This is a genomic window from Pontibacter ruber, from assembly GCF_023630205.1.
Taxonomy (GTDB): Bacteria; Bacteroidota; Bacteroidia; order Cytophagales; family Hymenobacteraceae; genus Pontibacter; species Pontibacter ruber.
On record NZ_JALPRR010000001.1, the window covers coordinates 630,057 to 653,766 of the forward strand.

36 protein-coding genes are annotated in these 23,710 nt (G+C 44.2%); 1 reads left to right on the forward strand and 35 read right to left on the reverse strand.

Translation table 11 applies throughout. The features are described 5' to 3' along the window. Nucleotides 1–188: 188 nt before the first annotated feature. On the reverse strand, nucleotides 189–2,573 hold the full coding sequence (locus MJ611_RS02670; protein ID WP_250427853.1) for a tetratricopeptide repeat protein: 2,385 nt from the start codon (nucleotides 2,571–2,573) through the stop codon (nucleotides 189–191). 182 nt (nucleotides 2,574–2,755) lie between these two features. Between MJ611_RS02670 and MJ611_RS02675 the strand changes: the two genes are divergently transcribed. Then, nucleotides 2,756–3,823, forward strand: coding sequence for an Ldh family oxidoreductase (locus MJ611_RS02675; RefSeq protein ID WP_250427854.1), 1,068 nt, complete (start codon nucleotides 2,756–2,758; stop codon nucleotides 3,821–3,823). Nucleotides 3,824–3,930: 107 nt separating this feature from the next. Here the strand turns inward: MJ611_RS02675 and hscA are convergent, their stop codons facing one another. From hscA to rpsJ, 34 genes are all read right to left on the reverse strand, one after another. Next, nucleotides 3,931–5,793: a Fe-S protein assembly chaperone HscA gene (gene hscA, locus MJ611_RS02680; RefSeq protein WP_250427855.1), complete on the reverse strand. Its 1,863-nt coding sequence runs from the start codon at nucleotides 5,791–5,793 to the stop codon at nucleotides 3,931–3,933. A gap of 235 nt (nucleotides 5,794–6,028) precedes the next feature. Next, the gene (locus MJ611_RS02685) at nucleotides 6,029–6,328 is read right to left on the reverse strand and encodes an FtsB family cell division protein (protein WP_250427856.1); all 300 of its coding nucleotides are present in this window, start codon (nucleotides 6,326–6,328) and stop codon (nucleotides 6,029–6,031) included. Nucleotides 6,329–6,415: 87 nt separating this feature from the next. Beyond that, nucleotides 6,416–7,693: a phosphopyruvate hydratase gene (gene eno / locus MJ611_RS02690; protein ID WP_250427857.1), complete on the reverse strand. Its 1,278-nt coding sequence runs from the start codon at nucleotides 7,691–7,693 to the stop codon at nucleotides 6,416–6,418. Between the two features lie 18 nt (nucleotides 7,694–7,711). Continuing rightward, nucleotides 7,712–8,818, reverse strand: a complete 1,107-nt coding sequence (carA, locus tag MJ611_RS02695; protein WP_250427858.1) for a glutamine-hydrolyzing carbamoyl-phosphate synthase small subunit — start codon at nucleotides 8,816–8,818, stop codon at nucleotides 7,712–7,714. Between the two features lie 75 nt (nucleotides 8,819–8,893). Next, nucleotides 8,894–9,403 carry a 50S ribosomal protein L17 gene (gene rplQ, locus MJ611_RS02700; RefSeq protein WP_250427860.1) on the reverse strand — a complete coding sequence of 170 codons (510 nt, stop codon included), beginning with the start codon at nucleotides 9,401–9,403 and terminating at the stop codon, nucleotides 8,894–8,896. Between the two features lie 69 nt (nucleotides 9,404–9,472). Further along, nucleotides 9,473–10,462 carry a DNA-directed RNA polymerase subunit alpha gene (locus MJ611_RS02705; protein ID WP_250427862.1) on the reverse strand — a complete coding sequence of 330 codons (990 nt, stop codon included), beginning with the start codon at nucleotides 10,460–10,462 and terminating at the stop codon, nucleotides 9,473–9,475. Between the two features lie 34 nt (nucleotides 10,463–10,496). Continuing rightward, the gene (rpsD, locus tag MJ611_RS02710) at nucleotides 10,497–11,102 is read right to left on the reverse strand and encodes a 30S ribosomal protein S4 (protein WP_250427863.1); all 606 of its coding nucleotides are present in this window, start codon (nucleotides 11,100–11,102) and stop codon (nucleotides 10,497–10,499) included. 23 nt (nucleotides 11,103–11,125) lie between these two features. Next, complete coding sequence (gene rpsK, locus MJ611_RS02715) at nucleotides 11,126–11,518, reverse strand: 30S ribosomal protein S11 (protein ID WP_250427865.1); 393 nt, start codon at nucleotides 11,516–11,518, stop codon at nucleotides 11,126–11,128. A 9-nt stretch (nucleotides 11,519–11,527) separates the two neighbouring features. Continuing rightward, nucleotides 11,528–11,905: a 30S ribosomal protein S13 gene (rpsM, locus tag MJ611_RS02720; protein WP_250427866.1), complete on the reverse strand. Its 378-nt coding sequence runs from the start codon at nucleotides 11,903–11,905 to the stop codon at nucleotides 11,528–11,530. A 12-nt stretch (nucleotides 11,906–11,917) separates the two neighbouring features. Then, entirely contained in the window at nucleotides 11,918–12,034 is a 117-nt protein-coding gene (rpmJ, locus tag MJ611_RS02725; RefSeq protein ID WP_007654264.1) for a 50S ribosomal protein L36, read from the reverse strand. Between the two features lie 5 nt (nucleotides 12,035–12,039). Then, the gene (infA, locus tag MJ611_RS02730; RefSeq protein WP_007654265.1) at nucleotides 12,040–12,258 is read right to left on the reverse strand and encodes a translation initiation factor IF-1; all 219 of its coding nucleotides are present in this window, start codon (nucleotides 12,256–12,258) and stop codon (nucleotides 12,040–12,042) included. Further along, nucleotides 12,259–13,032 carry a type I methionyl aminopeptidase gene (gene map / locus MJ611_RS02735; RefSeq protein ID WP_250427868.1) on the reverse strand — a complete coding sequence of 258 codons (774 nt, stop codon included), beginning with the start codon at nucleotides 13,030–13,032 and terminating at the stop codon, nucleotides 12,259–12,261. Nucleotides 13,033–13,034: 2 nt separating this feature from the next. Beyond that, the gene (gene secY, locus MJ611_RS02740) at nucleotides 13,035–14,351 is read right to left on the reverse strand and encodes a preprotein translocase subunit SecY (RefSeq protein WP_250427869.1); all 1,317 of its coding nucleotides are present in this window, start codon (nucleotides 14,349–14,351) and stop codon (nucleotides 13,035–13,037) included. A 5-nt stretch (nucleotides 14,352–14,356) separates the two neighbouring features. Further along, nucleotides 14,357–14,803 carry a 50S ribosomal protein L15 gene (gene rplO, locus MJ611_RS02745; RefSeq protein WP_250427871.1) on the reverse strand — a complete coding sequence of 149 codons (447 nt, stop codon included), beginning with the start codon at nucleotides 14,801–14,803 and terminating at the stop codon, nucleotides 14,357–14,359. A 1-nt stretch (nucleotide 14,804) separates the two neighbouring features. Continuing rightward, nucleotides 14,805–14,984: a 50S ribosomal protein L30 gene (gene rpmD / locus MJ611_RS02750; RefSeq protein ID WP_250427872.1), complete on the reverse strand. Its 180-nt coding sequence runs from the start codon at nucleotides 14,982–14,984 to the stop codon at nucleotides 14,805–14,807. A gap of 5 nt (nucleotides 14,985–14,989) precedes the next feature. Further along, the gene (rpsE, locus tag MJ611_RS02755) at nucleotides 14,990–15,508 is read right to left on the reverse strand and encodes a 30S ribosomal protein S5 (protein ID WP_250427873.1); all 519 of its coding nucleotides are present in this window, start codon (nucleotides 15,506–15,508) and stop codon (nucleotides 14,990–14,992) included. A 5-nt stretch (nucleotides 15,509–15,513) separates the two neighbouring features. Then, nucleotides 15,514–15,864: a 50S ribosomal protein L18 gene (rplR, locus tag MJ611_RS02760; protein WP_250427874.1), complete on the reverse strand. Its 351-nt coding sequence runs from the start codon at nucleotides 15,862–15,864 to the stop codon at nucleotides 15,514–15,516. An 8-nt stretch (nucleotides 15,865–15,872) separates the two neighbouring features. After that, nucleotides 15,873–16,427, reverse strand: a complete 555-nt coding sequence (rplF, locus tag MJ611_RS02765) for a 50S ribosomal protein L6 (RefSeq protein WP_250427875.1) — start codon at nucleotides 16,425–16,427, stop codon at nucleotides 15,873–15,875. Between the two features lie 16 nt (nucleotides 16,428–16,443). Beyond that, nucleotides 16,444–16,842, reverse strand: a complete 399-nt coding sequence (rpsH, locus tag MJ611_RS02770) for a 30S ribosomal protein S8 (protein WP_250427876.1) — start codon at nucleotides 16,840–16,842, stop codon at nucleotides 16,444–16,446. 90 nt (nucleotides 16,843–16,932) lie between these two features. Further along, nucleotides 16,933–17,202, reverse strand: a complete 270-nt coding sequence (gene rpsN / locus MJ611_RS02775; RefSeq protein WP_250427877.1) for a 30S ribosomal protein S14 — start codon at nucleotides 17,200–17,202, stop codon at nucleotides 16,933–16,935. Nucleotides 17,203–17,207: 5 nt separating this feature from the next. Beyond that, entirely contained in the window at nucleotides 17,208–17,762 is a 555-nt protein-coding gene (gene rplE / locus MJ611_RS02780; protein ID WP_250427878.1) for a 50S ribosomal protein L5, read from the reverse strand. A 1-nt stretch (nucleotide 17,763) separates the two neighbouring features. Next, nucleotides 17,764–18,087 (reverse strand): 50S ribosomal protein L24, encoded by a 324-nt coding sequence (rplX, locus tag MJ611_RS02785; RefSeq protein WP_250427879.1) that lies wholly within the window; start codon nucleotides 18,085–18,087, stop codon nucleotides 17,764–17,766. Nucleotides 18,088–18,107: 20 nt separating this feature from the next. Continuing rightward, on the reverse strand, nucleotides 18,108–18,476 hold the full coding sequence (rplN, locus tag MJ611_RS02790; RefSeq protein ID WP_018476849.1) for a 50S ribosomal protein L14: 369 nt from the start codon (nucleotides 18,474–18,476) through the stop codon (nucleotides 18,108–18,110). Between the two features lies 1 nt (nucleotide 18,477). Beyond that, complete coding sequence (gene rpsQ, locus MJ611_RS02795; protein WP_250427880.1) at nucleotides 18,478–18,735, reverse strand: 30S ribosomal protein S17; 258 nt, start codon at nucleotides 18,733–18,735, stop codon at nucleotides 18,478–18,480. Nucleotides 18,736–18,750: 15 nt separating this feature from the next. Beyond that, a complete protein-coding gene (gene rpmC, locus MJ611_RS02800; RefSeq protein ID WP_250427881.1) occupies nucleotides 18,751–18,951 on the reverse strand; it encodes a 50S ribosomal protein L29 in 201 nt (66 codons plus the stop codon). Between the two features lie 4 nt (nucleotides 18,952–18,955). After that, a complete protein-coding gene (gene rplP, locus MJ611_RS02805) occupies nucleotides 18,956–19,378 on the reverse strand; it encodes a 50S ribosomal protein L16 (protein WP_219875612.1) in 423 nt (140 codons plus the stop codon). A 30-nt stretch (nucleotides 19,379–19,408) separates the two neighbouring features. Then, entirely contained in the window at nucleotides 19,409–20,176 is a 768-nt protein-coding gene (rpsC, locus tag MJ611_RS02810) for a 30S ribosomal protein S3 (RefSeq protein WP_250427882.1), read from the reverse strand. A 4-nt stretch (nucleotides 20,177–20,180) separates the two neighbouring features. Further along, nucleotides 20,181–20,573 (reverse strand): 50S ribosomal protein L22, encoded by a 393-nt coding sequence (rplV, locus tag MJ611_RS02815; RefSeq protein ID WP_250427884.1) that lies wholly within the window; start codon nucleotides 20,571–20,573, stop codon nucleotides 20,181–20,183. Between the two features lies 1 nt (nucleotide 20,574). Then, nucleotides 20,575–20,853 (reverse strand): 30S ribosomal protein S19, encoded by a 279-nt coding sequence (gene rpsS, locus MJ611_RS02820; RefSeq protein WP_250427885.1) that lies wholly within the window; start codon nucleotides 20,851–20,853, stop codon nucleotides 20,575–20,577. Nucleotides 20,854–20,856: 3 nt separating this feature from the next. Then, nucleotides 20,857–21,681, reverse strand: coding sequence for a 50S ribosomal protein L2 (gene rplB, locus MJ611_RS02825; protein ID WP_250427886.1), 825 nt, complete (start codon nucleotides 21,679–21,681; stop codon nucleotides 20,857–20,859). 14 nt (nucleotides 21,682–21,695) lie between these two features. After that, a complete protein-coding gene (gene rplW, locus MJ611_RS02830; RefSeq protein WP_250427888.1) occupies nucleotides 21,696–21,983 on the reverse strand; it encodes a 50S ribosomal protein L23 in 288 nt (95 codons plus the stop codon). Continuing rightward, nucleotides 21,983–22,612: a 50S ribosomal protein L4 gene (rplD, locus tag MJ611_RS02835; RefSeq protein ID WP_250427889.1), complete on the reverse strand. Its 630-nt coding sequence runs from the start codon at nucleotides 22,610–22,612 to the stop codon at nucleotides 21,983–21,985. The genes rplW and rplD overlap by 1 nt, the downstream gene beginning before the upstream one ends. Nucleotide 22,613: 1 nt before the next feature. Continuing rightward, nucleotides 22,614–23,231 (reverse strand): 50S ribosomal protein L3, encoded by a 618-nt coding sequence (gene rplC, locus MJ611_RS02840; RefSeq protein WP_250427891.1) that lies wholly within the window; start codon nucleotides 23,229–23,231, stop codon nucleotides 22,614–22,616. A 173-nt stretch (nucleotides 23,232–23,404) separates the two neighbouring features. Beyond that, entirely contained in the window at nucleotides 23,405–23,710 is a 306-nt protein-coding gene (gene rpsJ / locus MJ611_RS02845; RefSeq protein ID WP_007654312.1) for a 30S ribosomal protein S10, read from the reverse strand.

Consider the following 23,710-nt stretch of genomic DNA (forward strand, 5'->3'; position numbering starts at 1 on the left):
TTGAATCAGCAAAAGTATGAGCCCATTTTAGTCCCTCCCAAGAGTGAAATTTTTGGTTACTGCTATACTTTCAAAGTATAAGTTTTATAGCAGCAGCAAACTCACCTCACCCTAGCCCTCTCCTGTCAGGAGAGGGGACTTCGTTACTTTTTCTGCACTCCTAACCCGGAATTCGGAACTCTTAACTCTTAATTCTTCTTCAGCCTCTTCCACTCCTTTTCATAGGCTTTGCCAAGGTGCTTCAGGTTGCGGTTGCCTTTGGTATACTTTGCAGCCTGCAGTTCTGCATTTTCCAGCTGTCCGCCTCGCATGTCTCTGGCGGCTAATTGCAGGCCAATCTGCTGCTGTACTTTCTTGGTTTTGCGCTTCGGATAGTCCTGCTCCAGTAAGGCTGTCAGCAGCAGTATAGCTACCTCCTCCTGTTCTATACTTGCAAAATGGTTAACTACAGCTGCAGTAAAAGGCTTCTTCTGGTTATCCTTTGCATAATTGAAGAGGGAGATATGATCCAGTCCAAACTTGTTCACCTCCTGTTGCAGGTAAAAGCTTTCCGCCTCGTTATACTTCTGAATGGCCTCCTCGTAACGGCTGCCGGCAACAAAACGATCCGCATCTTCGAGCATACGCAGGTACGTAACTGCCATTGCAATAACCTCACGGCCATCTATGGCAGTAAAAGCCGCAATACCACAGGCGGTTTTGTCGTTTGCTGCTTTTATGGCTGCCAAAAAAGCCTGGTCTGCTGCCAAGTATTTTTCCTCGCGCACCAGGCTCTTTGCATTCTGTAAATGCCTGTTGTACTCGGCCTGCTGGTTGCGGCATTCCTGGGTAAAAATCCGTTCGCGTAGCAAATCATACTTTGTCTGTACTTCCTTATCCTGCTCCAGCGCATAACGGCTCCGCAAGGCAGTGGCCGAAGAAGCAGTTGCCCTTGCGTCTGTCAGCCGGTTGTTCATTGCCTGTTGGTAGCCATCGGTTAGCTGTGCCAGCAACACCGGTTTGGCTGCTTTCTGTGCCAACGCTCCCAGCTCCCGCACCGGCTGAAAGCCATACTTACCTTCCATATCCAGGGCGGCTTCGAACTGGCTTAGGGCTGTGCTGTAATTTTTCTCGCTGAGGTAGCGTTTGCCACTGTCGATGAACTGCACATAAAACTGAAATTTCACCTGGCTGTGCAGTTCCTGGGCATCGGTTGCGCCACGCAGCACATCCTGATACTCCCGCTGAAATTGCAGTGCCTCTTCAGCCAGTTGCTCAGCCTTCTTCAGATCGTTTTGTGCAAGCAAGCGCTTTCCTTCCGCAGTTATACTTCTGTACTCGCCGTAAGCAGCGCGGGCTTCTCCATCGCGTAGCGCAGGCAAGTTACAATGCATGCCTCCAATGGTGCTGCAAAGGTTGCGTGCATTGGCGTAAGCTGCCAGAGCATTGCCATACTCTCCTCTGCTTGTCAGGTTGTTGCCATCGTTGATGTACACACCATAGATATCATGTGCTAAAGCCAGGGCCAGTTGTTCTGTTTGCGGGTCTACACGCATTTGAGTCAGGATTTCGCGTGTGCGGCCCTCTGCCTCTTTGAGGTAGCCATGGGTAAAATCGAGGCGGGCAAGTTGCAGGAGCGATGGCGCAAAGCGCGGGTTTACCTCCACCGAACGGATAAAATATTCCTGCGCTCCCTTTGCATTGCCTCTTGTCAGCAGGCTTATGCCGCGGTTGTAAAACTGTTCATCCAGGGTAGCAAAGGCATGGGTAATAGCCCGCCGCCGATCTTCCATTAACCGATACAGGTTGCTAAGCTTTGCATTCAGCCCCTGTGGATCATGCTGCTTCAGGTTAAGTTTCTCGCGGAACGGGGCATCCTTTATTTGTCCGTGCAGATCCTCCAGCAGGCGCAGGTTACGGTCGTGGAAAGTCAGGCGGTCGATGTCGTCGGGTTGCACGCGCATTACATCCTGCAGTGCGCCATTTATTTTTGTTTCGGCGGCATAGTAGGCACGTATCAGCTCCTGTCGTTCCTGTACACGTTTAACATTTTCTGCAGTATAGATCAGCTCTTTCTCCACTACCTGCAGTTTGTAGCTCTGGCTGGCAGCTGTGTCGGGCATGGTTACCTCATGCAGAACGGTTCCTGCCTTATCCAATGCAACACCGGGTAAAGTATAAACCTGCACCTCTTTGTTCTGGGCATTCAGCAGTTTTACTTTTGCGCTCACTTTTTCCGGCAGCAGTACCTCACCCATATCAAAACCTCTGTAGATCACATCTCCCGACACCTGCGCTTTCTGCAGTTGCACCTTCAGTTGAAGTACATCGCCGGCATCGGCAATACGGGCGTGCTGCTCAAAACGCACGACATACTCCGGCTTCCGGTTGGGTCTGCCCCCTCTTGGCGAGGCGGTGTTCCCATCGCTTAGCAGGTTAAGGATGTTGTTTATACTTTGCTGGCTGGAGTTGCCGGTTGGGTTATACTTTATCAGGTAAGCTTCCGGAGTAGTCTCCTCAAACACCAGCTTGGTTTGTGCCTGTGCTCCTAAAAAAGCAATCAGCAGATAGGTAAGTAGTAGAGCTCTTTTCATATAGGCGGGGCTTTTGTCTAAAAATTCTTAAGACAAATTCTGTTCCACAAACATAGGCAAAGTATAAAGCATAGAAAAAACTATATATCTTTTTTACAGATACCTCCTGCTATCGAAAGTATAGCTCGCTGCGGGTTTGGTAAGAGATTTTATTAATTTGCCGCATTAACCAGAATATACTTATGTATCCATACCGTCAGCTTTTTGATTTTACCCGGGAGATTTTCCTGCAGATGGGTTGCCCGCCCAAAGATGCCAAGTTAGCCGCTGAAGTTTTACTGGAAGCCGATCTGCGCGGCGTAGATTCGCATGGGGTGGCCCGCCTGAGCGGGTATGTGCGCCTGTGGGAAGCTGGCCGCATAAACGTAACGCCTAAACTGCGCATTGTGCACGAAACCCCCAGCACCGCAACTGTAGATGGAGACGGCGGTCTGGGCCTGGTAGTAGCCCCCCTTGCCATGGACATCGCGATAGCAAAGGCAGAAAAAGTAGGTACCGGCTGGGTATCGGTAAAAAACTCGAACCACTTTGGCATTGCCGGCTACCACGCCATGGAAGCGCTGTCTTCTGACATGATCGGCATTGCCATGACCAATGCCAGCCCCCTGGTAGCACCTACTCACTCTACAGAGCGAATGTTGGGCACAAACCCGATTGCGGTGGCTATACCTACCCAAAATCAGCCACCCTTTGTTGCCGACTTTGCCACTGCTTCTGCAGCCAACGGCAAACTGGAGATACTGCAGCGCAAAGAAAAAAAGGCACCTATCGGCTGGATTCAAACAGCTGAGGGAGAAGATACAGACAATGCCAATGAACTCAAAGACGGCGGCGCGCTGCTGCCACTCGGCAGCGACCTGACACACGGCAGCCACAAAGGATATGCGCTGGCTTCTATCGTCGATATTTTCTCAGCGGTGCTGTCGGGTGCTAACTATGGCCCTTGGGTGCCTCCTTTTGTAAGCTTTTTGCCTGTTGCAGATAACCTGCCGGGCGAAGGGATCGGCCATTTCCTGGGAGCCATGCGCATTGACGCGTTCCGTCCTGCTGATGAGTTTAAAACGCACATGGACAACTGGATCGAAAGGTTCCGGAAGGCAAAGGTGAAGAAAGGCGAAAAAGCCGTACTGATACCGGGTGATCCGGAGCGTGAGATGACAGAAGAAAGGCTGAAGAAAGGTATTCCGTTACTGTCACCTGTTGAAAAAGACCTGGAGGAACTTTCCAAAAAATTCGGCGTGAAACTATGAGCCATACACAGTGGTAGATATCACTGTGTAAGTTTTAGTAAACAGAAAAGGCCGGCGAACATCAGTTGTTCGCCGGCCTTTGCCATTAAGTATAAAGTATAAATTCTCTACTCGATCTTCTTTCCAGCCATTGCCTGCTTGATCGAGATCTGCATTACGCGTTCAGCAAAGGGGCTCGTCTGCTCTTCCAGCACATCTACTGCCCTAAGTATGGTGTCTTTGTCGTTTGTTGACAAAGCTTCCCGCAGGCGCTGCAGGTTTTCTCTTGTCAGGTTAATCTCCTCTTCCGTCAGGTGCTGCCCGTTCTTCTCCAGGAAGCGCTCTACCTGGTACAGCATCTGCTCGGCTGTGGTGCGTGCTTCAATCACCATACGCGCCGACACGTCCTCTTTGGCATGTGTGATAGAGTCCATCAGCATCTGCTCTACCTGCGCGTCTGTCAGGCCATACTGTGGTTTCACTTCCACCTCCTGCCGCACGCCGGAGCGCAATTCAATAGCTTCCACTTTCAGGATACCATCTGCGTTCAGCAAAAAGTTAACATCCACTTTCGGGAAGCCTGCCGGCATAGCCGGTATACCTTTCAGGTCGAACTCCGCCAGTTTACGGTTCTCTTTCACTAGGTCGCGCTCGCCCTGATACACCGAGATCTTCATGTTCACCTGCCCGTCTACCGAGGTGGTATACTGCCGGCCTGCTTTGGTTGGTATCTTGGAGTTGCGCGGGATGATCGGGTCCATCAAACCGCCCATCGTTTCGATGCCCAGCGTCAGGGGTGTTACATCGAGCAGCAGGATGTCTTTTCGGTTACCAGCCAGGATGTCGGCCTGAATCGCAGCACCCAAAGCTACCACTTCATCCGGGTTAAGCGTGTTGTTGGCTGGCTTACCGAAGAACTCAGATACGGCTTCGTATACCAGCGGCACACGTGTAGAACCTCCCACCATGATCACGGCAGCGATCTGCTCTGTTGAGAGTTTGGCATCGCTCATGGCCTGGCGGCAGCTTTCAATGGTACGGGCTACTATAGGTGCGATCAGCTCTTCGAAGGTATGGCGCGAGATGTGGCACTCGATTATTCCGCCAATATTGCCAGCGAAAGCTTCTGAGTTCGTTAAGGCCTTCTTTGCCTCTTCCGCTTTCAGGCGCAGCTCCTGCGACAGGTTCTTGTCCTGGTTCACGGTGTCGGCAATCAGCTGGTTTTCCTGAATCCAATAGTTGATGATGGCACGATCCATATCGTCGCCGCCCAGGAAAGTATCGCCGTTGGTAGCCAACACTTCAAAAATGCCCTGGTGTATGCTCAGGATGGAAATATCAAAAGTACCGCCGCCCAGGTCGTAAACTGCAATCGTTTTCTCTTCCGCCGGATCTATACCAATGCCGTATGCCAGGGATGCCGCTGTTGGCTCGTTGATGATACGCAACACTTCCAGCCCGGCCAGCTTACCAGCATCGCGGGTAGCCTGACGCTGCGAATCGTTGAAGTAAGCCGGCACTGTAATAACGGCTCTGTTAACCGGCGTTTTCAGGGCATGTTCGGCACGGGCACGCAGCTCTTTCAGTATCTCCGCCGAAAGCTCGATCGGAGAAAAGAAACGATCCCCTACCCGGATCTTTACAAGTCCTTCTGTATCGTCGTCGATGATCTTATAACCGAAGTAATCTTTGTGCTCGCCCAGGTCTTTGTAAGACTTGCCCAGCAGGCGCTTTACCGAGTAAATGGTGTTGGCCGGATCTGTGATCAGGTACTCCTTTGCTTCGTTACCGACAAGTACTTCCCCTGTTTTAGAGAAGTGTACCACCGACGGCACAATGGTACCACGGTCCTGGTCGTTTATCGCAATGGGTCTTTTTTCTTCCGGATGGATGTAGGCTACCAGGCTGTTGGTAGTCCCGAGATCTATACCTACAATTACCTCTTCCTGCTGAAGGGCACCTGTAGAAAGGTTTATTGCAACTTTTGCCATAGTATCTGTACTTACGTGAGGCCGCCGCAAAAACGCAGCAGCGCTATAGCACAAAGTTACAAATTATTTGGGGAGGGTTTAAGAATGCGTGGTTTTACTGCCAGTATTAAACTAAAGAATGCTCTTGCAATACAATGTGATGTAATTATCAAGTATAAACTAAAGGAGGCTCGCTTTACTGCACGCTATACAAAATATAACTCATGACTCAGAACCCGAGACTCAGCACTTCAGTCTATTCTTCCTCTTTGGGCACAATGATGAACACCTCTTCGTTCGGGCGCTTCATCAGGTATTTTTCGCGGGCAAACTTCTCCAGTAATTCCGTGTTGCTCATCAACTCTTTCCGGTCTTTCTGCACTTCCGCTATTTTTTCCAGGTAGTACTCCTTTTCTTCTTCCAGGTCGTCCAGCTTTTTGCTCATCTGGTACTGCGTCACAAAGTCATTGGAATCAAAAAAGAGCATCCAGGCCACAAAAAGTAATGTGGTGATAAAGTAAAAGCTTCGGAAAAATTTCGGAATGCGCTTCAGCATAAGTACAGGCACTAAAGATATAATACAAAAATAAGGCTGTGAGCCATACGACCCACAGCCTTAGCCATAAATATTTTTGTCCTGATTTTAGAACTTCTTACCAGGGTAGTAAGCTACCTCTCCTAATTCTTCTTCAATACGAAGCAGCTGGTTATACTTGGCCATACGATCTGAACGGGAAGCAGAACCAGTCTTGATCTGGCCTGTGTTCAGCGCTACTGCCAGGTCAGCGATGGTATTGTCTTCTGTCTCGCCGGAACGGTGGCTCATCACACTCTTGTAGCCGTGGCGCAGACCAAGGTTGATGGCGTTAATGGTTTCAGTAAGCGTACCGATCTGGTTCACTTTGATCAGGATGGAGTTAGCCACACCCTGGTCTATACCTTGCTGCAGACGCTCTACGTTGGTTACGAACAGGTCGTCGCCTACCAGCTGTACTTTGTTGCCGATAGCATTAGTCAGTTCTTTCCAGCCGCTCCAATCGTCTTCTGCCATACCGTCTTCAATAGAGATGATCGGGTATTTGTTCGTCCAGTCTTTCCAGAAACTAGCCATCTCTGAAGAAGTAAGCTTATCGCCTGTCGACTTCTTGAAGTGGTACATACCGGAGGAGGCATCGTAGAACTCAGAGCTGGCTGCATCCATGGCAATCATCATGTCGTCGCCTGGCTTGTAACCAGCCGCCTCAATAGCCTGCAGCACTACCTGGATCGCCTCTTCGTTCGAAGCAATGTTCGGAGCAAAGCCGCCTTCATCGCCTACGTTTGTAGAAAGGCCTTTGCTCTTCAGTACATTCTTCAGGTGGTGGAACACTTCCGAACCCATTCGCAGCGCTTCAGAGAAAGAAGGAGCACCAACCGGCATGATCATAAACTCCTGGAAGTCGATCGCGTTATCGGCATGGCTGCCACCGTTCAGGATGTTCATCATCGGCACTGGCAGCGTATTAGCGTTTACGCCACCCACGTAACGGTAAAGCGGCATATTCAGCTCGTGAGCAGCAGCGCGTGCCGTAGCCAGTGATACACCAAGTATGGCATTGGCACCCAGGTTGCCTTTGTTGCTGGTGCCATCCAGTTCGATCATGATCTTATCAAGCAGGTTCTGCTCGAACACCGGAAAACCGATGAGTTCTTCTGCAATCTTATCGTTTACATTTTGTACCGCCTGCATAACCCCTTTGCCCATGAAACGGCTTTTGTCTCCGTCACGGAGTTCAACCGCCTCATGCACGCCGGTAGATGCTCCGGATGGAACAGCAGCACGACCAATTATACCATTTTCAGTAACAACATCTACCTCTACAGTAGGATTACCTCTCGAATCAAAGATCTGTCTTGCCTTGATATCTGTGATTAAGCTCATCGATTTATTTTTATAGTTTTACTTGTTTTGCTCTAGTAAAGCGACGAAGTCGTCGAATAAGTATTCTGAATCGTGTGGGCCAGGAGAAGACTCCGGGTGGTACTGTACAGAGAACGCAGGTTTGGTCTTCATGCGTATGCCTTCAATGGTATTATCATTCAGGTTAATGTGCGTCACTTCTATTTCCGGGTGGTTCCTTACCTGCTCGGCGTCTACCACGAAGCCATGGTTCTGTGAGGTAATTTCGCTACGACCTGTGATCAGGTTCTTTACCGGGTGGTTCAAGCCTCTGTGGCCGTTGTGCATTTTGTACGTAGCAATACCATTCGCCTGCGCCAGCATCTGATGCCCCATACAAATGCCGAACATCGGTCTGTTTTTAGACAGTATTTGCTTAACGCTGTTAATAGCCACAGTGGTGGCTGCCGGGTCACCAGGCCCATTCGAGATAAAGTAGCCATCCGGGTTCCACTGTTCCATCTCTTCAAAAGGAGTGTTATACGGGAACACCTTCACTTCGCAACCTCTTGCTACCAGGTTATTCAAACTGTTACGCTTAACACCAAGGTCAAGTACAGCAACTCTATACTTTGTTTCTTCCGGCTTCATTTCATACGTTACTGCTGTGCTTACATGCGATGCCAGTTCAAGTCCCCCCATAGACGGTACTTCTGCCAGCATTCTACGCAGTTGCTCTATATCTGTTATTTCTGAAGACACGATAGCATTCATGGCGCCTTTGTCACGGATATGGCGTACCAGCGCTCTGGTATCGATCTCGCAGATACCTACCACACCTGCCTTTTCGAAATAATCCTGCAGCGATCCGGTAGCAGTTAATCTGGAAAAATGGTGGGAAAACTCTTTACATACGAGGGCGCTTATCTGCACTCTGTTAGATTCTACCTCTTCAGGTATCACACCATAGTTACCAACATGCGAAACAGTATTAACTACTACCTGCCCGTAATAAGATGGGTCTGTAAAAATTTCCTGGTAACCGGTCATGCCAGTATTGAAACATAGCTCACCGGAAGATGTACCGATACGACCCAGGCTTTTACCAGTGAAGATGGTACCGTCTTCTAATAAAAGTATAGCCTCTGAAGATGTATGTTTTTTCATGATTATGATTTACGCAAAAATAAAAAAGGGACACGACTTACGCCGTGCCCCTTTGAAATATTTAACAAGCAACGCTTATTCAGCATCTTTTGTCTCTTCTGTTGTAGTTGAAGATTCAGCAGTGTTGCCTTCAGCAGACTCAGCGCCTTTCTTCTTGGCGCCACCAGCGCGACGACGAGTTTTCTTAGCACCTGCGGCTGCAGCACCAGTTGTAGATACCATATCCTCGTTGAAGTCTACCAGCTCGATCACACACATTTCTGCGTTGTCACCAAGTCTATAACCAGTCTTCAGGATACGAGTGTAGCCACCCGGTCTGTTAGCGATTTTAGCTGCTACTTCATCAAAAAGCGCCTGAACCGACTCCTTGTTCTGAAGATAAGCAAATACTGTTCTTCTGGAGTGAGTAGTATCGTTCTTTGATTTTGTCAACAGTGGCTCAACATACTTGCGAAGAGCTTTTGCTTTTGCTACTGTAGTAGAAACGCGCTTGTGAAGGATAAGAGATGATGCCAGGTTTGACAACATCGCCTTACGATGCGCTGCGGTTCTTCCTAAGTGATTTACTTTTTTACCGTGTCTCATTATTGTAATTTGTGCACGTGCATACCGTCGATCAACCTATATGGGATCGGGAATTATGCCGTAGGATTATTAATCTTCTTCTAATTTATACTTAGAAAGGTCCATGCCAAAAGTCAAACCTTTCTCCTGAACCAGGTTTTCCAGCTCAGTCAATGACTTCTTACCAAAGTTTCTGAACTTCATCATGTCAGAAATATCAAGCTGCACGAGGTCACCGAGTGTTTTGATGTCCGCAGCCTTAAGGCAGTTGTACGCTCTAACTGAAAGGTCCATATCCTGTAATGGAGTCTTCAAAACTTTGCGCATGTGCAGCAGTTCTTCATCTACAGCCTCCTCTTCTTCAGGCTTGGCTGTCTCAAAGGTCATGGTGTTATCAGAGAAAAGCATGAAGTGCTGGATCAGGATATTGGCAGCACCTTTCAAGGCATCTTCCGGGTGGATAGAACCATCTGTCTGTATGTCAAGCACCAGCTTTTCATAGTCAGTTTTCTGCTCCACACGAGTGTTCTCTACACTGAACTTCACATTTTTAATAGGTGTGAAGATCGCGTCGATAGCGATAAGGCCAAACACTTGGTCTGCAGGCTTGTTCTCTTCAGCAGGCACATAACCACGGCCTTTCTGAACAGTAAGCTCTACCTCAAGAGAAATACCCTTGTCGAGGTTGCAGATTACCAGCTCCGGGTTAAGCACCTCGAAGCTGGAAGTAAAATTGTTTATATCGCCAGCAGTGAAAGTATCTCTACCACTGATAGTAACTGTGATTTTATCATCAATCACTTCGCTTACTTTCTTTAAGCGAACCATCTTCAGGTTAAGGATAATATCAGATATATCCTCTACCACGCCTTCAACAGACGAAAACTCATGCAGTACACCAGGTATGCGAACGCTTGTAATCGCATATCCTTCAAGGGAGGAAAGCAATATTCTTCGCAGAGCATTACCGATGGTTACACCGTAACCTTTTTCAAGCGGCTTGAATTCAAATAACCCATGAAAGTCGTCGGCTTTTTCCATTACAACTTTCTCTGGCATTTGAAATGCTAATATTGACATACTTGCAGTGTTAAAGGTTAAAAATTGATTAGGCTTACTTAGAGTAAAGCTCGACAATTAGCTGCTCCTGGATCTTCTCCGGGATCTGATCACGCTGAGGGGCAGAGATAAATTTACCAGCCATTGCGCTTCCATCCCACTCCAACCAGCTAAATGCTCTTGCGTTACGCACAGAAAGGCTAGTAGTAATAGCTTCCAGAGACTTTGATTTCTCTCTAACAGCTACTACATCTCCAACTTTTAAGCTATAAGAAGGTATATTTACTAATTCACCGTTTACAGTAATGTGCTTGTGAAGCACCAACTGACGGGCAGCTCTTCTTGTAGGAGCAATACCTAGTCTGTAAACAGTGTTATCTAATCTTGATTCCAGTAAGATCAGCAAGTTCTCACCTGTGATACCACCTTTTCTGTGGGCTTTATCGAACAGGTTAGCAAATTGCTTCTCAAGCATGCCATAAATGTACTTGGCTTTCTGCTTCTCAGCAAGCTGAACAGCGTATTCAGACTGCTTCTTACGACGGCCACGGCCGTGCATCCCCGGAGGATAGCTTTTCTTCTTTAGTGCTTTGCTTGGACCGAAAATCTCTTCGTTGAATTTTCTTGAGATCTTACTTTTAGGACCAGTATATCTTGCCATTTTATTAAATCTAATTTAGCGAATTAAACTCTTCTGCGTTTAGGAGGACGACATCCGTTGTGAGGAAGTGGCGTAACGTCTTTGATAGTTGTTACTTCGATGCCAGCATTCTGTACAGTACGGATGGCGGACTCTCTACCTGCACCAGGACCTTTAACAAAAACTTCAGCTTTACGCATACCCAGGTCATAAGCAACCTTAGCGCAATCTGAAGCTGCCATTTGTGCAGCGTAAGGAGTGTTCTTTTTAGAACCTTTAAAACCCATTTTACCAGCAGAAGCCCAAGAGATAACTTGTCCTGCGTTATTGGTTACTGAGATAATGATGTTATTGAAAGAAGCTTTGATGTGTACTTGGCCAGTTGGTTCAACAACTACGACACGCTTTTTAGCTTTATCTTTTCTTTTCTGAGCCATGATTAACTATTATTTAGAAGCCTTCTTCTTGTTTGCAACTGTCTTACGCTTACCTTTTCTAGTGCGCGAGTTGTTCTTCGTGCGCTGTCCACGTACAGGCAGACCTTTACGGTGTCTTAAACCACGGTAGCAACCAATGTCAAGAAGACGCTTAATATGCAATTGCACTTCAGATCTTAAAACACCTTCTGTTTTGTGTTCTGCTGCAATGATATTTCTAATTTCATTAGCCTCATCTTCGGTCCAGTCTTTCACCTTTTTGTCAAGATCCACCCCGGCTTTGGTTAAGATTGATTTAGAAAGATTACGACCTATCCCGAAGATATAAGTCAAAGAAATCTCTCCTCTTTTGTTATCCGGAATATCTACTCCTGCTATTCTAGCCATACTTAATTTAAATTATCCTTGTCTTTGTTTATATCTTGGATTTTTCTTGTTGATAACATAAAGCTTCCCCTTACGGCGGATCACTTTACATTCAGCACTTCTCTTTTTTACTGATGCTTTAACTTTCATTGGATCTATTTATATCGATAAACAATTCTGCCTTTGGTTAGGTCATAAGGAGACATCTCCAACTTTACTCTATCGCCTGGAAGAATTTTGATGTAATTCATTCTCATCTTGCCAGAAATGTGTGCGATAACCTGATGACCATTTTCTAACTCTACCCGGAACATCGCATTTGATAATGCTTCTATGATTGTACCGTCTTGTTCGATAGAGGACTGCTTCGCCATTTATTGTTTTTTAACTTGTTCTATGTAATCGAAAGTTGTTAATATTTCAGCTTTATCTTTACGAACCACTACTGTATGTTCAAAATGAGCTGATGGTTTTTTATCTCTGGTTCTTATCGTCCATCCATCATCCTCTTGAACAATATAGCGTGTTCCTAAATTGATCATTGGTTCGATAGCTAAAACAAGTCCATTTTGAAGCTTCATTCCCTGGCCTCTTTTACCATAATTCGGTACTTCAGGCGATTCATGAAGGCTTCTGCCAATACCATGACCAACTAGTTCACGCACAACTCCATACCCTTGCTTCTCGGCATGTTCCTGAATGGAGTGGCTGATATCACCAAGCCGTTGTCCAACCACTGCCTTTTCTATTCCCAAGTAAAGAGATTCTTTAGTTACAGAAAGTAAGTTGGAAACTTCTTCAGTTACATTGCCTACCGGATGGGTATAGGCACTGTCGCTATGAAAACCTTTATAAAAGACACCACAATCAACAGAAATGATGTCTCCATCGTTCAATTCATAATTGCTTGGCATCCCATGTACAACAGTTGAATTTACCGAAATACATAAACTATAAGGAAAGCCATTGTAATTCTTAAAAGAAGGTTGAGCACCGTTGTCTCTGATAAACTCTTCTGCTCTTTTATCTAAAGCTGCAGTTGAGGTACCTTCTTTTATAAGAAGAGCTATTTCGCCATGTGCTTTGCTTAAGATCAAAGCACTTTGGCGAATTAGCTCTATTTCTTCTTCAGTCTTGTAAAATACCATTCTTAAGAAACCATGGCGATGTTTTCGGTTCTGCCTCTTAGCTTACCCGTTTTCATCATACCATCGTAGTGTCGCATTAGTAGATAACTTTCAATTTGTTGTAATGTATCCAATACAACACCCACCATGATGATCAGAGAAGTACCTCCAAAGAACTGGGAGAACTCTCTTGTAACACCTAGCAACATTGCCAGTGATGGGAAGATTGCAACCAGTGCGAGATAAATTGCACCAGGTAGCGTAATTCTTGTCAGAATGTTATCAATGTATTCAGAGGTAGCTCTGCCAGGCTTCACACCAGGCACGAATCCGCCACTTCTTTTAAGATCATCAGCAATCTGATTTGGATTTACACTGATAGCAGTATAAAAGTAGGTGAAGATCAAGATCATCAATCCAAACACCAGGTTATACTGCCAAGAGGTAAAGTCAGAGAACGTAGCGCCAATATAGCTTGCAGTTTCGCTGCTTTCCGCCCAGATCGAAGCAATCATGGAAGGCAGGAACATCAGAGATTGAGCAAAAATGATTGGCATTACACCTGCAGCATTCACTTTCAAAGGAATGAACTGTCGTTGACCGCTGTACAGAGAGCTACCACCTACCTGCTTCGCATATTGAACTGGAATTCTTCTTATCGCTTGGGTCAACATTACAACTGACATTACTACGAAGAAAAGAACCACTAACTCAAACAGGAATACAAGTGCGCCACCTAACTGCTTCGATAAGAACTCAGCTACGATAGCCCCAGGGAAGCGCGAAACGATACCAATCATGATAAGCATGGAGATACCGTTACCAATTCCCTTATCCGTGATCTTCTCACCAAGCCACATACAGAAGATGGTGCCGGATGTAAGCACGATCATGGAAGTAATCGTGAAGAGAGTGGTATTTATTGCAATGGCTTCACTGTTAATAGTAGCAACGAATCCGACAGATTGTGCTAGGGTAATGATAATTGTAAGAACTCGGGTGATTTGGTTGATTTTCTTTCGACCAGACTCACCCTCCTTCTGCATTTTCTGGAAATAAGGGACGGCAATAGTAAGTAGCTGTAATACGATAGAAGCTGAAATGTATGGCATAATACCTAACGCAAAGATGGAAGCATTGCTAAATGCTCCACCTAAGAAAGTATCTAATAAGCCGAATATACCCGCTGTATTAGCTTTTAATTGGTTAGGATCTACACCAGGAAGAACAACATAAGAACCTAATCTGAATATGGCTATAAAACCCAAGGTATTCAATATTCTTACCCTTAGGTCATCTATAGCAAATATGTTCTTTAAAGTTGTTATAAACTTCTTCATAAAAATTAGAGAGCTACTGTTTTACCGCCTGCTTTTTCAATAGATGTAGTGGCAGTTTGAGAAAAAGCATGAGCATGTACTTCTACAGCTTTAGAGATCTCTCCTCTACCTAACACTTTAACTTTATCGTTCTTAGAAACCAGGCCATGTGCCTTGAAGAAATCAAAGTTAAGCACTGTTTCATTAGTAGCCGCTGCTAAAGATTCAATAACATCCAGGTTGATTGCTTTGTACTCAACTCTGTTGATGTTTTTAAATCCAAACTTTGGTACACGTCTCTGAAGTGGCATCTGACCACCTTCGAAACCAGACTTCTGTGAATATCCAGAACGTGACTTGGCACCTTTATGACCTCTAGTAGAAGTACCACCTCTACCTGAACCAGTACCTCTACCAATTCTCTTTCTGTTCTTTACAGAACCCTCAGCTGGTTGTAATGAGTTTAGATACATGTTAGATATTATTTACTTCTATAAGGTGTTGAACTTTCTTTACCATGCCAGCAATCTGCGGAGTATTTTCAACAGTTACTGATTTATTGATCTTGCCAAGTCCTAGAGCTTTGATTGTAAGCTTCTGAGATTTCGGTTTATCAATAATGCTTTTGATTTGTTTTATTGTAATCTGAGCCATGTCAATTAACCGTTAAAAACTTTGTTAAGATTAACACCACGCTGCTGTGCAACAGTCAATGGATCGCGCATTTTAGACAGAGCGTCGAAAGTTGCTTTAACCACGTTGTGAGGGTTAGAAGAACCTTTTGACTTGCAAAGTACGTCCTTTATACCAGCACTCTCCAGTACAGCACGCATTGCACCACCGGCAATTACACCAGTACCTGCCGCAGCTGGCTTTACCAGAACGAATCCGCCGGAGAACTTACCTTCCATTGCGTGAGGTACAGTATGATGATACAGAGGCACCTTTACCAGGTTCTTCTTTGCATCATCAATGCCTTTAGCAATAGCGTCAGTTACTTCGTTTGCTTTACCAAGACCGTAACCTACAACACCGTTACCATCTCCAACAACTACGATAGCAGCAAAGCTGAATCTTCTACCGCCTTTAACTACTTTGGCAACGCGATTGATAGCTACTACTCTCTCTTTTAACTCGATTTCGCTAGCCTTTACACTACGTATATTATTCTTCAACATAACTATTAGAATTTAAGGCCAGCTTCACGAGCGCCTTCTGCCAATGATTTAACTCTGCCGTGGTAAAGGTAACCAGAACGATCGAAAACTACTTGAGAAATTCCTTTTTCAATAGCTTTTGCTCCGATTTCTTTACCAACCTGGTTTGAAACTTCAACGTTAGCATTGTTAACACCATCCATTTTCGCTGAAGAAGCAGCAACTAAAGTTTTACCAGTAGTATCATCAATGATTTGAGCGTAGATAGCACGGTTGCTTCTAAACACAGCCAATCTTGGTCTTTCAGCTGTACCAGAAATCTTGTTTCTGATACTTCTTTTGATTCTAAGTCTTCTTGTTACTTTATTAGCAGACATGATGATAATTATTTAGATGCTGTCTTACCAGCTTTTCTTCTTACAACTTCACCCACAAAACGTATACCCTTACCTTTGTATGGCTCTACTTTGCGGAGCGATCTGATTTTAGCAGCAACCTGACCGATCAACTGCTTATCATTGCTCTCAAGAGTGATAACTGGTGCCTTGCCTTTTTCAGTAACTGCTGAAGCTAAAACTTCTTCTGGTAAAGTCAAGAAAATATTGTGAGAGTAACCAAGAGCTAGTTCTAAAACTTTACCTTGTACTGTTGCTTTGTAACCTACACCAACCAGTTCAAGCTGCTCCTTATAACCTTGTGTAACTCCAACAACCATATTGTTGATAAGAGATCTGTACAGACCGTGCATCGCTTTATGACGCTTCTGCTCAGTAGGACGCTCTACAACTATCTGATTATCTTCTTGCTTCACAATGATATCTCTGTCGATCGGTGTGCTTAAAGTACCTTTTGGTCCTTTTACCGTAACAGTGTTATCATCACTGATTGTTACTTGGATATCATTTGGCAGAGAGATTGGCAATTTTCCTATTCGTGACATTGTCTATCCTCCTTAATTAGTAAACATAACACAATACTTCGCCACCTACGTTCAGTGACTTAGCTTCTTTCTCTGTCATTACGCCTTTTGAAGTAGACAATATAGCTACTCCGAGTCCGTTCAGAACACGAGGAAGATTGTCTTGGCCAGCGTATTTACGAAGCCCTGGTTTACTAACCCTCTCAAGTTTCACAATAGCAGATTGCTTAGTGCTTGGGTTATACTTCAGAGCTATTTTGATTGTACCTTGTACAGAAGAGTCATCGAATTTATAACTCTGGATGTACCCTTTCTCGTACAATACTTTTGTAATCTCTTTTTTGATATTGCTAGATGGTATTTCAACTATTCTGTGGTTCGCTTTGATGGCGTTACGCACTCTAGTTAAATAATCTGCTATTGGATCTGAGTTCATTATGAATCACTTAAATAATGACTTGCTTTTTCTAAGCGAGCGGCAAAGATACGAATATCTTTTCTTCTTTCTTAATTACTTAAGAAAAAATTACCAGCTTGACTTTGTTACACCAGGAATTTTACCCATAACAGCTAATTCTCTGAAAACCACACGAGAAATACCGAACTTTCTCATATAACCTCTTGGTCTGCCAGACAATTTGCAACGGTTATGTAACCTAATAGGAGATGCATTTTTAGGAAGTTTATCTAAAGCTTCGTAATCTCCTTTTGCTTTCAATTCAGCTCTTTTGGCAGCATATTTAGCTACCATCTTCTGTCTCTTAAGCTCTCTAGCTTTTACTGATTCTTTCGCCATTATTTTTATTTCTTAATATTAGTGAAAGGCATACCGAAAGCTTTCAATAGCTCGTAGCTTTCTTCATCAGTCTGAGCAGTGGTAACAAAAGTTATATCCATACCAGATATAGCTTTGATTTTATCAATGCTGATCTCAGGGAAGATGATTTGCTCCTTGATGCCCATAGTATAATTACCTCTTCCATCAAAGCCTTTGTCATTTACACCTCTGAAGTCACGAACACGTGGAAGAGCAATGGTAAGAAGACGGTCTAGGAATTCATACATTCTTTCGCCACGCAGTGTAACACGTGCACCGATCGGCATGCCCTCACGCAGTTTGAAGTTTGATACTGACTTCTTAGCGATTGTAGCAACAGCCTTTTGGCCGCTGATTGTAGTTAATTCTTCTACACCGATATCAACAAGCTTCTTGTCAGCTACAGCTGCACCAATACCTTTGTTGATGGAGATCTTAGTGATCTTAGGCACCTGCATGATGTTCTTATACTGGAACTTCTCTTTCAGGGCAGGTACAACCTCCTTCTGATATTTTTCTTTTAATCTTGCAGTAGCCATTTTAGATTACTTCTCCTGTTTTTTTAGAATAACGCTCTGATTTACCTTCGCTGTTCTTTCTTCTTGCAGCCTTTGTTGTTTCTCCTGTTTTAGGATCAACTAACGCAACGTTGCTTGCATGAATAGGAGCTTCTACTTTAGAAATGCCACCCTGTGGGTTTTTCGCACTAGGTTTAGAGTGCTTTGTAACCAGGTTTAAGCCTTCTATGATAACTTTTTGTTTATCTACCTGAACAGCAGTGATGCGGCCTGTCTTACCGCGCTCGTCACCGGCAATTACTTTAACTGTATCGCCAGTCTTTACATGAAGTTTTTTCTTATTCATCTTGATGTCTGAATTAGGGATTAAAGAACTTCAGGTGCTAATGAAACAATTTTCATGAATTGCTTTTCACGAAGTTCACGCGCCACTGGTCCGAAGATACGGGTACCACGTGGTTCGTTGTTTGCGTTTAATAACACAGCTGCATTGTCGTCGAAGCGAATGTATGAGCCGTCTTTTCTTCTGATTTCCTTCTTTGTTCTTACAATTACTGCCTTGGAAACAGTTCCTTTTTTAACGTTTCCAGAAGAAAGGGCAGATTTTACTGTTACAACGATTCTATCGCCGATAGAAGCGTACTTCTTACCAGTGCCGCCAAGTACACGGATGCAAAGAACTTCTTTTGCTCCGCTGTTGTCAGCTACAGTTAATCTTGATTCCTGTTGTATCATCTTACTTAGCCCTTTCTATAATTTCTACTAAACGCCAGTTTTTGCTCTTGCTAAGAGGACGTGTCTCCTGAATGCGTACAGTGTCGCCAATGTTGCATTCGTTATTCTCGTCGTGTGCCATGAACTTAGTGGACTTGCTAACGAACTTACCATACATTGGGTGTTTCATTCTGCTTTCCACTAATACCGTGATAGATTTGTCCATCTTGTTGCTAACAACCTTACCACTTCTTTCTTTTCTAAGATTTCTCTCTTCCATGATGCTTATTGTGTATTAAGAGTTAGCTTCAATTTCACGACGACGAACTTCGGTATTAAGACGGGCAATAGCCTTTTTCGTCTCACGTATTTTCATCGGATTTTCCAACGGAGAGATAGCATGTGCAAAACGCATGTTCTGCATGTTCGTTTGCTCCGTGTTAAGCCTCTCTTTCAATTCTTCTAAAGACAAAGCTTTAATCTCTGAATTTTTCATATTACTATTTCTCAACGTAATCTCTACGTACTACAAACTTTGTTTTTACAGGGAGCTTTTGTGCAGCCAGTCTTAACGACTCTTTTGCTACTTCTAAAGTCACACCGTCAGATTCGAACATGATAGTACCAGGTTTAACAACGGCTACCCAGTACTCAGGAGATCCTTTACCCTTACCCATACGAACCTCTGCAGGCTTTTTTGTAATAGGCTTGTCAGGGAAGATACGGATCCATACCTGTCCTTCACGTTTCATTGCTCTTGTCATCGCGATACGAGCTGCCTCTATTTGGCGGCTTGTTATCCAAGAAGCTTCCAGAGATTTTATTGCGAAAGAACCAAATGAAATAGTACTGCCTCTATGAGCCAGACCTTTCACGCGGCCTTTTTGCATTTTTCTATATTTAGTCCTTTTAGGCTGTAACATTTTCTAAAACTTAATAATGTTAACAATCAATTATTGACGACGCTTGTTACGCTTAGGAGCACCGTCCGTTTTCTTACGGTCACGGTCACCACGGCCTCTTCTTTCGCCACCACCACCTTGTGTACTTGGTCCACCTTTGCTTTCTAAGCCAGCGTTAGGAGTAAGATCTTTCTTGCCGTATACTTCGCCTTTGAAGATCCATACTTTGATACCAAGCTTACCGTATACTGTCTGCGCCTCAGAAAGTGCGTAGTCAATATCAGCACGAAGCGTATGCAGAGGAGTTCTTCCTTCTTTATAGTGCTCCGTTCTTGCCATTTCAGCACCACCTAAACGGCCTGAAACCTGAACCTTGATACCTTCAGCACCTACACGTAAAGCAGAAGCAATAGCCTGCTTCATAGCACGACGGAAAGAGATACGAGCTTGCAGCTGCTGGGCAATAGACTCACCTACCAGCTTAGCATCCAGCTCAGGTCGCTTAATTTCAAAGATGTTGATCTGCACATCTTTGTTAGTAAGCTTCTTAAGCTCTTCTTTGATTTTATCTACTTCCTGTCCGCCTTTACCGATTACAACACCTGGTCTTGCAGTGTTGATGGTGATGGTAATACGCTTAAGCGTTCTTTCAATAATGATTTTAGAGATACCGCCTTTAGGGATACGCGCTAAAATATACTTTCTGATTTTTTCGTCTTCAACTAGTTTATCAGCGAAATCTTTACCGCCATACCAGTTAGAATCCCAGCCTTTGATAACTCCTAGTCGAAAACCGATTGGATTTACTTTCTGTCCCATTTTCTTACTTGTTGGCTTTTTTAGATTTCTTTGTTTGCTGCTCTAGTTGCTCCTCAGTCAGGCTGTCAATTACAACAGTGACATGATTCGATCTTTTTCTGATGCGATAGCCACGGCCTTGTGGAGCCGGACGAAGACGCTTCAGCATTTTACCTTCGTTTACAAAGATCTCTTTGATATAAAGGTTTGCATCTTCGATTCTTGCATCCTCGTTCTTTTGCTGCCAGTTTGCTAATGCTGATAAAAGAAGCTTTTCAATTCTTGCAGCACCTGAGTTTGCTTCAAACTTAAGTAAACCCAAAGCCTTCGATACGCTCTTACCACGTACCAGTCCTGCTACCAATCGCATTTTGCGAGGAGAAGTAGGCACATTATTTAATCTTGCTACTGCTTCCATCTTAACGCTTGCCTTTATCTTTTTTAGCAATATGACCTCTAAAGTTTCTGGTAGGGGCGAATTCACCAAGCTTATGTCCTACCATGTTTTCAGTTACATACACCGGAATGAATTTATTTCCGTTATGCACTGCGAATGTATGTCCAACGAAATCAGGTGAAATCATTGATCTGCGAGACCAGGTCTTAATAACCGTTTTCTTGCCTGCCTCGTTCATTACATTCACTTTCTTCTCGAGCCTGTAGTCAATATAAGGCCCTTTTTTTAATGATCTAGCCATTGATTATTTCTTTCCTCTATTAACTATGAGCTTCTCAGAATACTTATTCTTGTTTCTTGTCTTCAGACCTTTTGCATATAGGCCTTTACGTGAGCGTGGGTGACCACCTGAAGATTTACCTTCACCACCACCCATAGGGTGATCTACTGGGTTCATCGCAACACCACGTACTCTTGGACGCTTACCTAACCATCTGTTACGACCAGCTTTACCGATCTTAACGTTCATGTGGTCAGAGTTAGAAACTGTACCTACTGTAGCATAGCAGTTAACCAGTACCATGCGCAACTCACCAGAAGGGAGTTTGATTGTTGCATAGCGGCCTTCTCTTGCTACCAGCTGAGCATATGAGCCGGCGCTTCTTGCTAATGTAGCACCGTTGCCTGGCTGAAGCTCAATGTTGTGAATAATAGTACCTAGAGGAATTTCTGATAATGGAAGGCAGTTGCCTACTTCCGGCGCGATACCTGGGCCTGATGTAACTACTGTGCCAACCTGAAGTCCAGCTGGAGCAATGATGTAGCTCTTCTCACCGTCTGCATAGTATACCAATGCAATACGCGCTGTTCTGTTCGGATCGTACTCAATAGATTTTACAGTTGCAGGAACACCATGCTTGGTGCGCTTGAAATCTACTAATCTGTACTTCTGCTTATGACCACCGCCGATATAGCGCATAGTCATTTTACCTGAATTGTTGCGTCCACCAGATTTTTTAAGAGGTGCCAACAAAGATTTTTCTGGAGTAGAAGTCGTTACTTCATCAAAAGCAGGAGCTACTCTAAATCTTTGACCTGGTGTTATTGGTCTTAACTTTTTTAAAGCCATTTGCTTAATTTATATTAAATGCCGCTGTAAAAGTCTATTACTTCGCCCTCTTTCAAGGTTACGATTGCTTTCTTGATTGTAGCCGCACGGCCAGACACTGTACCAGATTTTGTATACTTTGTCTTTAGTTTACCTTGCGTCTTCATGGTAGCTACCTTCTCTACAGTTACTCCGTAAAGCTTTTCAACTGCCTTCTTGATTTCTACTTTGTTGGCTTTTGTATTCACCTCGAAAGCATACTTTCCAACTTCGTTCATGGCAGTGAATTTCTCCGTCACAAGCGGTCTTTTAAGAACGTTCATTATTTTGCGCTTAAGAGGTTTTCAAATACATTCAGTGATTCTTCTACCAGCACCAGTTTATCAGTGTTCAGCAGATCATAAGTATTCAAATCGTTAACAGTAGCAACCTTTACTTTAGGAAGGTTTCTGCCTGACAGAACGATGTTTGAATTACCTTCTGGAAGAACCATTAGAGTTTTACCATTTGCCTGAAGGTTAGTCAGGATATTCTTAAACTCCTTCGTCTTTGGTGCATCTAATGTGAATGATTCAACCAAAGCCACCTTATTATCACGTGCTAATAAAGAAAGAGCAGAAAGACGAGCAACTGATTTCAGTTTCTTGTTTAGCTTAAAGCTGTAGTTTCTTGGTTTTGGACCAAATACTCTACCACCGCCAACAAATACAGGAGACTTTAAGCTACCTGCTCTTGCACCACCAGTACCTTTTTGCTTTTTGATCTTTTTTGTAGATCCTGCTACTTCGTTTCTCTCTTTTGATTTGTGTGTACCCTGTCTTTGATTTGCAAGGTACTGCTTCACGTCAAGATACATGGCATGCGCATTTGGCTCTAGTCCAAATACAGCATCCGAAAGGGTCACCTTTCTACCTGTATCCTCACCTTTGATATTCAATACAGAAAGCTCCATTTTATTTCTCAATTAACACGTAAGAATTTTTGGCACCTGGAACAGAGCCACTAACCACTAACAGATTTCTATCTGCGATAACGCGTACCACAGTCAAGTTTTGGATCTTAACTCTGTTACCGCCCATTCTTCCGGCCATGCGCATTCCTTTGAATACTCTTGATGGCCATGAGCATGCACCGATAGAACCAGGGTGTCTTGCTCTGTTGTGCTGGCCGTGCGTCTGACCACCTACACCGGCAAAATTGTGACGTTTCACAACGCCCTGAAAACCTTTACCTTTTGATGTACCAACTACATCAATGAATTCGCCTTCCTCGAACAGGTTCACATCTACCAGATCACCTAAGTTCAGAGAAACACCTTCTACATCAAACTCAGCTACTTTTTTCTTTGGAGCAGTGTTTGCTTTCTTGTAATGACCGGCTTCTGCTTTTGTTACTCTTTTAAGCTTCTTGTCGCCATAGCCAAGCTGTACAGCTGCATAGCCGTCAGTCTCTACTGTCTTCACCTGAGTAACTACACATGGGCCCGCCTGAATAACGGTTACTGGTGTGTATTTACCATCTGCTGTGAAGAGGCTTGTCATTCCGATTTTTTTACCGATAATTCCAGGCATTCAACTTGTTTTTAAAGATGGATATAATGATTTAACCCCTCAGTTCTGGCTAAGGGAGTGCAAAGTTAATGAATTTTATTTTTGTTTAACAAACTTACTCTAAAATATTATTAATCAGCACCTAAAAAAAAAGAGAACCCGAGGGTTCTCTTTTCTATCATTCTTGTAGTTTATCAAACTTTGATTTCTACATCTACACCACTTGGCAACTCCAGCTTCATAAGTGCATCTACTGTTTTAGAGCTTGTAGAATAGATATCTACCAGGCGCTTGTAAGTGCAAAGTTGGAACTGCTCACGAGATTTCTTGTTCACGTGTGGTGAACGTAGTACTGTGAATTTATCCTTCTCTGTTGGAAGTGGAATTGGTCCGCTTACGATTGCACCTGTAGCTTTTACAGCTTTTACGATCTTCTCAGAAGACTTGTCTACCAGGTTGTGGTCGTAAGACTTAAGCTTAATTCTTATTTTCTGATTCAT

Excerpts from the sequence above, each read along its gene's own strand:
- MJ611_RS02670 (WP_250427853.1), bottom strand. The coding sequence starts at position 2,573 with ATGAAAAGAGCTCTACTACTTACCTATCTGCTGATTGCTTTTTTAGGA.
- MJ611_RS02675 (WP_250427854.1), top strand. The coding sequence starts at position 2,756 with ATGTATCCATACCGTCAGCTTTTTGATTTTACCCGGGAGATTTTCCTG.
- hscA (WP_250427855.1), bottom strand. The coding sequence starts at position 5,793 with ATGGCAAAAGTTGCAATAAACCTTTCTACAGGTGCCCTTCAGCAGGAA.
- MJ611_RS02685 (WP_250427856.1), bottom strand. The coding sequence starts at position 6,328 with ATGCTGAAGCGCATTCCGAAATTTTTCCGAAGCTTTTACTTTATCACC.
- eno (WP_250427857.1), bottom strand. The coding sequence starts at position 7,693 with ATGAGCTTAATCACAGATATCAAGGCAAGACAGATCTTTGATTCGAGA.
- carA (WP_250427858.1), bottom strand. The coding sequence starts at position 8,818 with ATGAAAAAACATACATCTTCAGAGGCTATACTTTTATTAGAAGACGGT.
- rplQ (WP_250427860.1), bottom strand. The coding sequence starts at position 9,403 with ATGAGACACGGTAAAAAAGTAAATCACTTAGGAAGAACCGCAGCGCAT.
- MJ611_RS02705 (WP_250427862.1), bottom strand. The coding sequence starts at position 10,462 with ATGTCAATATTAGCATTTCAAATGCCAGAGAAAGTTGTAATGGAAAAA.
- rpsD (WP_250427863.1), bottom strand. The coding sequence starts at position 11,102 with ATGGCAAGATATACTGGTCCTAAAAGTAAGATCTCAAGAAAATTCAAC.
- rpsK (WP_250427865.1), bottom strand. The coding sequence starts at position 11,518 with ATGGCTCAGAAAAGAAAAGATAAAGCTAAAAAGCGTGTCGTAGTTGTT.
- rpsM (WP_250427866.1), bottom strand. The coding sequence starts at position 11,905 with ATGGCTAGAATAGCAGGAGTAGATATTCCGGATAACAAAAGAGGAGAG.
- rpmJ (WP_007654264.1), bottom strand. The coding sequence starts at position 12,034 with ATGAAAGTTAAAGCATCAGTAAAAAAGAGAAGTGCTGAATGTAAAGTG.
- infA (WP_007654265.1), bottom strand. The coding sequence starts at position 12,258 with ATGGCGAAGCAGTCCTCTATCGAACAAGACGGTACAATCATAGAAGCA.
- map (WP_250427868.1), bottom strand. The coding sequence starts at position 13,032 with ATGGTATTTTACAAGACTGAAGAAGAAATAGAGCTAATTCGCCAAAGT.
- secY (WP_250427869.1), bottom strand. The coding sequence starts at position 14,351 with ATGAAGAAGTTTATAACAACTTTAAAGAACATATTTGCTATAGATGAC.
- rplO (WP_250427871.1), bottom strand. The coding sequence starts at position 14,803 with ATGTATCTAAACTCATTACAACCAGCTGAGGGTTCTGTAAAGAACAGA.
- rpmD (WP_250427872.1), bottom strand. The coding sequence starts at position 14,984 with ATGGCTCAGATTACAATAAAACAAATCAAAAGCATTATTGATAAACCG.
- rpsE (WP_250427873.1), bottom strand. The coding sequence starts at position 15,508 with ATGTTGAAGAATAATATACGTAGTGTAAAGGCTAGCGAAATCGAGTTA.
- rplR (WP_250427874.1), bottom strand. The coding sequence starts at position 15,864 with ATGTCTGCTAATAAAGTAACAAGAAGACTTAGAATCAAAAGAAGTATC.
- rplF (WP_250427875.1), bottom strand. The coding sequence starts at position 16,427 with ATGTCACGAATAGGAAAATTGCCAATCTCTCTGCCAAATGATATCCAA.
- rpsH (WP_250427876.1), bottom strand. The coding sequence starts at position 16,842 with ATGAACTCAGATCCAATAGCAGATTATTTAACTAGAGTGCGTAACGCC.
- rpsN (WP_250427877.1), bottom strand. The coding sequence starts at position 17,202 with ATGGCGAAAGAATCAGTAAAAGCTAGAGAGCTTAAGAGACAGAAGATG.
- rplE (WP_250427878.1), bottom strand. The coding sequence starts at position 17,762 with ATGGCTACTGCAAGATTAAAAGAAAAATATCAGAAGGAGGTTGTACCT.
- rplX (WP_250427879.1), bottom strand. The coding sequence starts at position 18,087 with ATGAATAAGAAAAAACTTCATGTAAAGACTGGCGATACAGTTAAAGTA.
- rplN (WP_018476849.1), bottom strand. The coding sequence starts at position 18,476 with ATGATACAACAGGAATCAAGATTAACTGTAGCTGACAACAGCGGAGCA.
- rpsQ (WP_250427880.1), bottom strand. The coding sequence starts at position 18,735 with ATGGAAGAGAGAAATCTTAGAAAAGAAAGAAGTGGTAAGGTTGTTAGC.
- rpmC (WP_250427881.1), bottom strand. The coding sequence starts at position 18,951 with ATGAAAAATTCAGAGATTAAAGCTTTGTCTTTAGAAGAATTGAAAGAG.
- rplP (WP_219875612.1), bottom strand. The coding sequence starts at position 19,378 with ATGTTACAGCCTAAAAGGACTAAATATAGAAAAATGCAAAAAGGCCGC.
- rpsC (WP_250427882.1), bottom strand. The coding sequence starts at position 20,176 with ATGGGACAGAAAGTAAATCCAATCGGTTTTCGACTAGGAGTTATCAAA.
- rplV (WP_250427884.1), bottom strand. The coding sequence starts at position 20,573 with ATGGAAGCAGTAGCAAGATTAAATAATGTGCCTACTTCTCCTCGCAAA.
- rpsS (WP_250427885.1), bottom strand. The coding sequence starts at position 20,853 with ATGGCTAGATCATTAAAAAAAGGGCCTTATATTGACTACAGGCTCGAG.
- rplB (WP_250427886.1), bottom strand. The coding sequence starts at position 21,681 with ATGGCTTTAAAAAAGTTAAGACCAATAACACCAGGTCAAAGATTTAGA.
- rplW (WP_250427888.1), bottom strand. The coding sequence starts at position 21,983 with ATGAACGTTCTTAAAAGACCGCTTGTGACGGAGAAATTCACTGCCATG.
- rplD (WP_250427889.1), bottom strand. The coding sequence starts at position 22,612 with ATGGAGCTTTCTGTATTGAATATCAAAGGTGAGGATACAGGTAGAAAG.
- rplC (WP_250427891.1), bottom strand. The coding sequence starts at position 23,231 with ATGCCTGGAATTATCGGTAAAAAAATCGGAATGACAAGCCTCTTCACA.
- rpsJ (WP_007654312.1), bottom strand. The coding sequence starts at position 23,710 with ATGAATCAGAAAATAAGAATTAAGCTTAAGTCTTACGACCACAACCTG.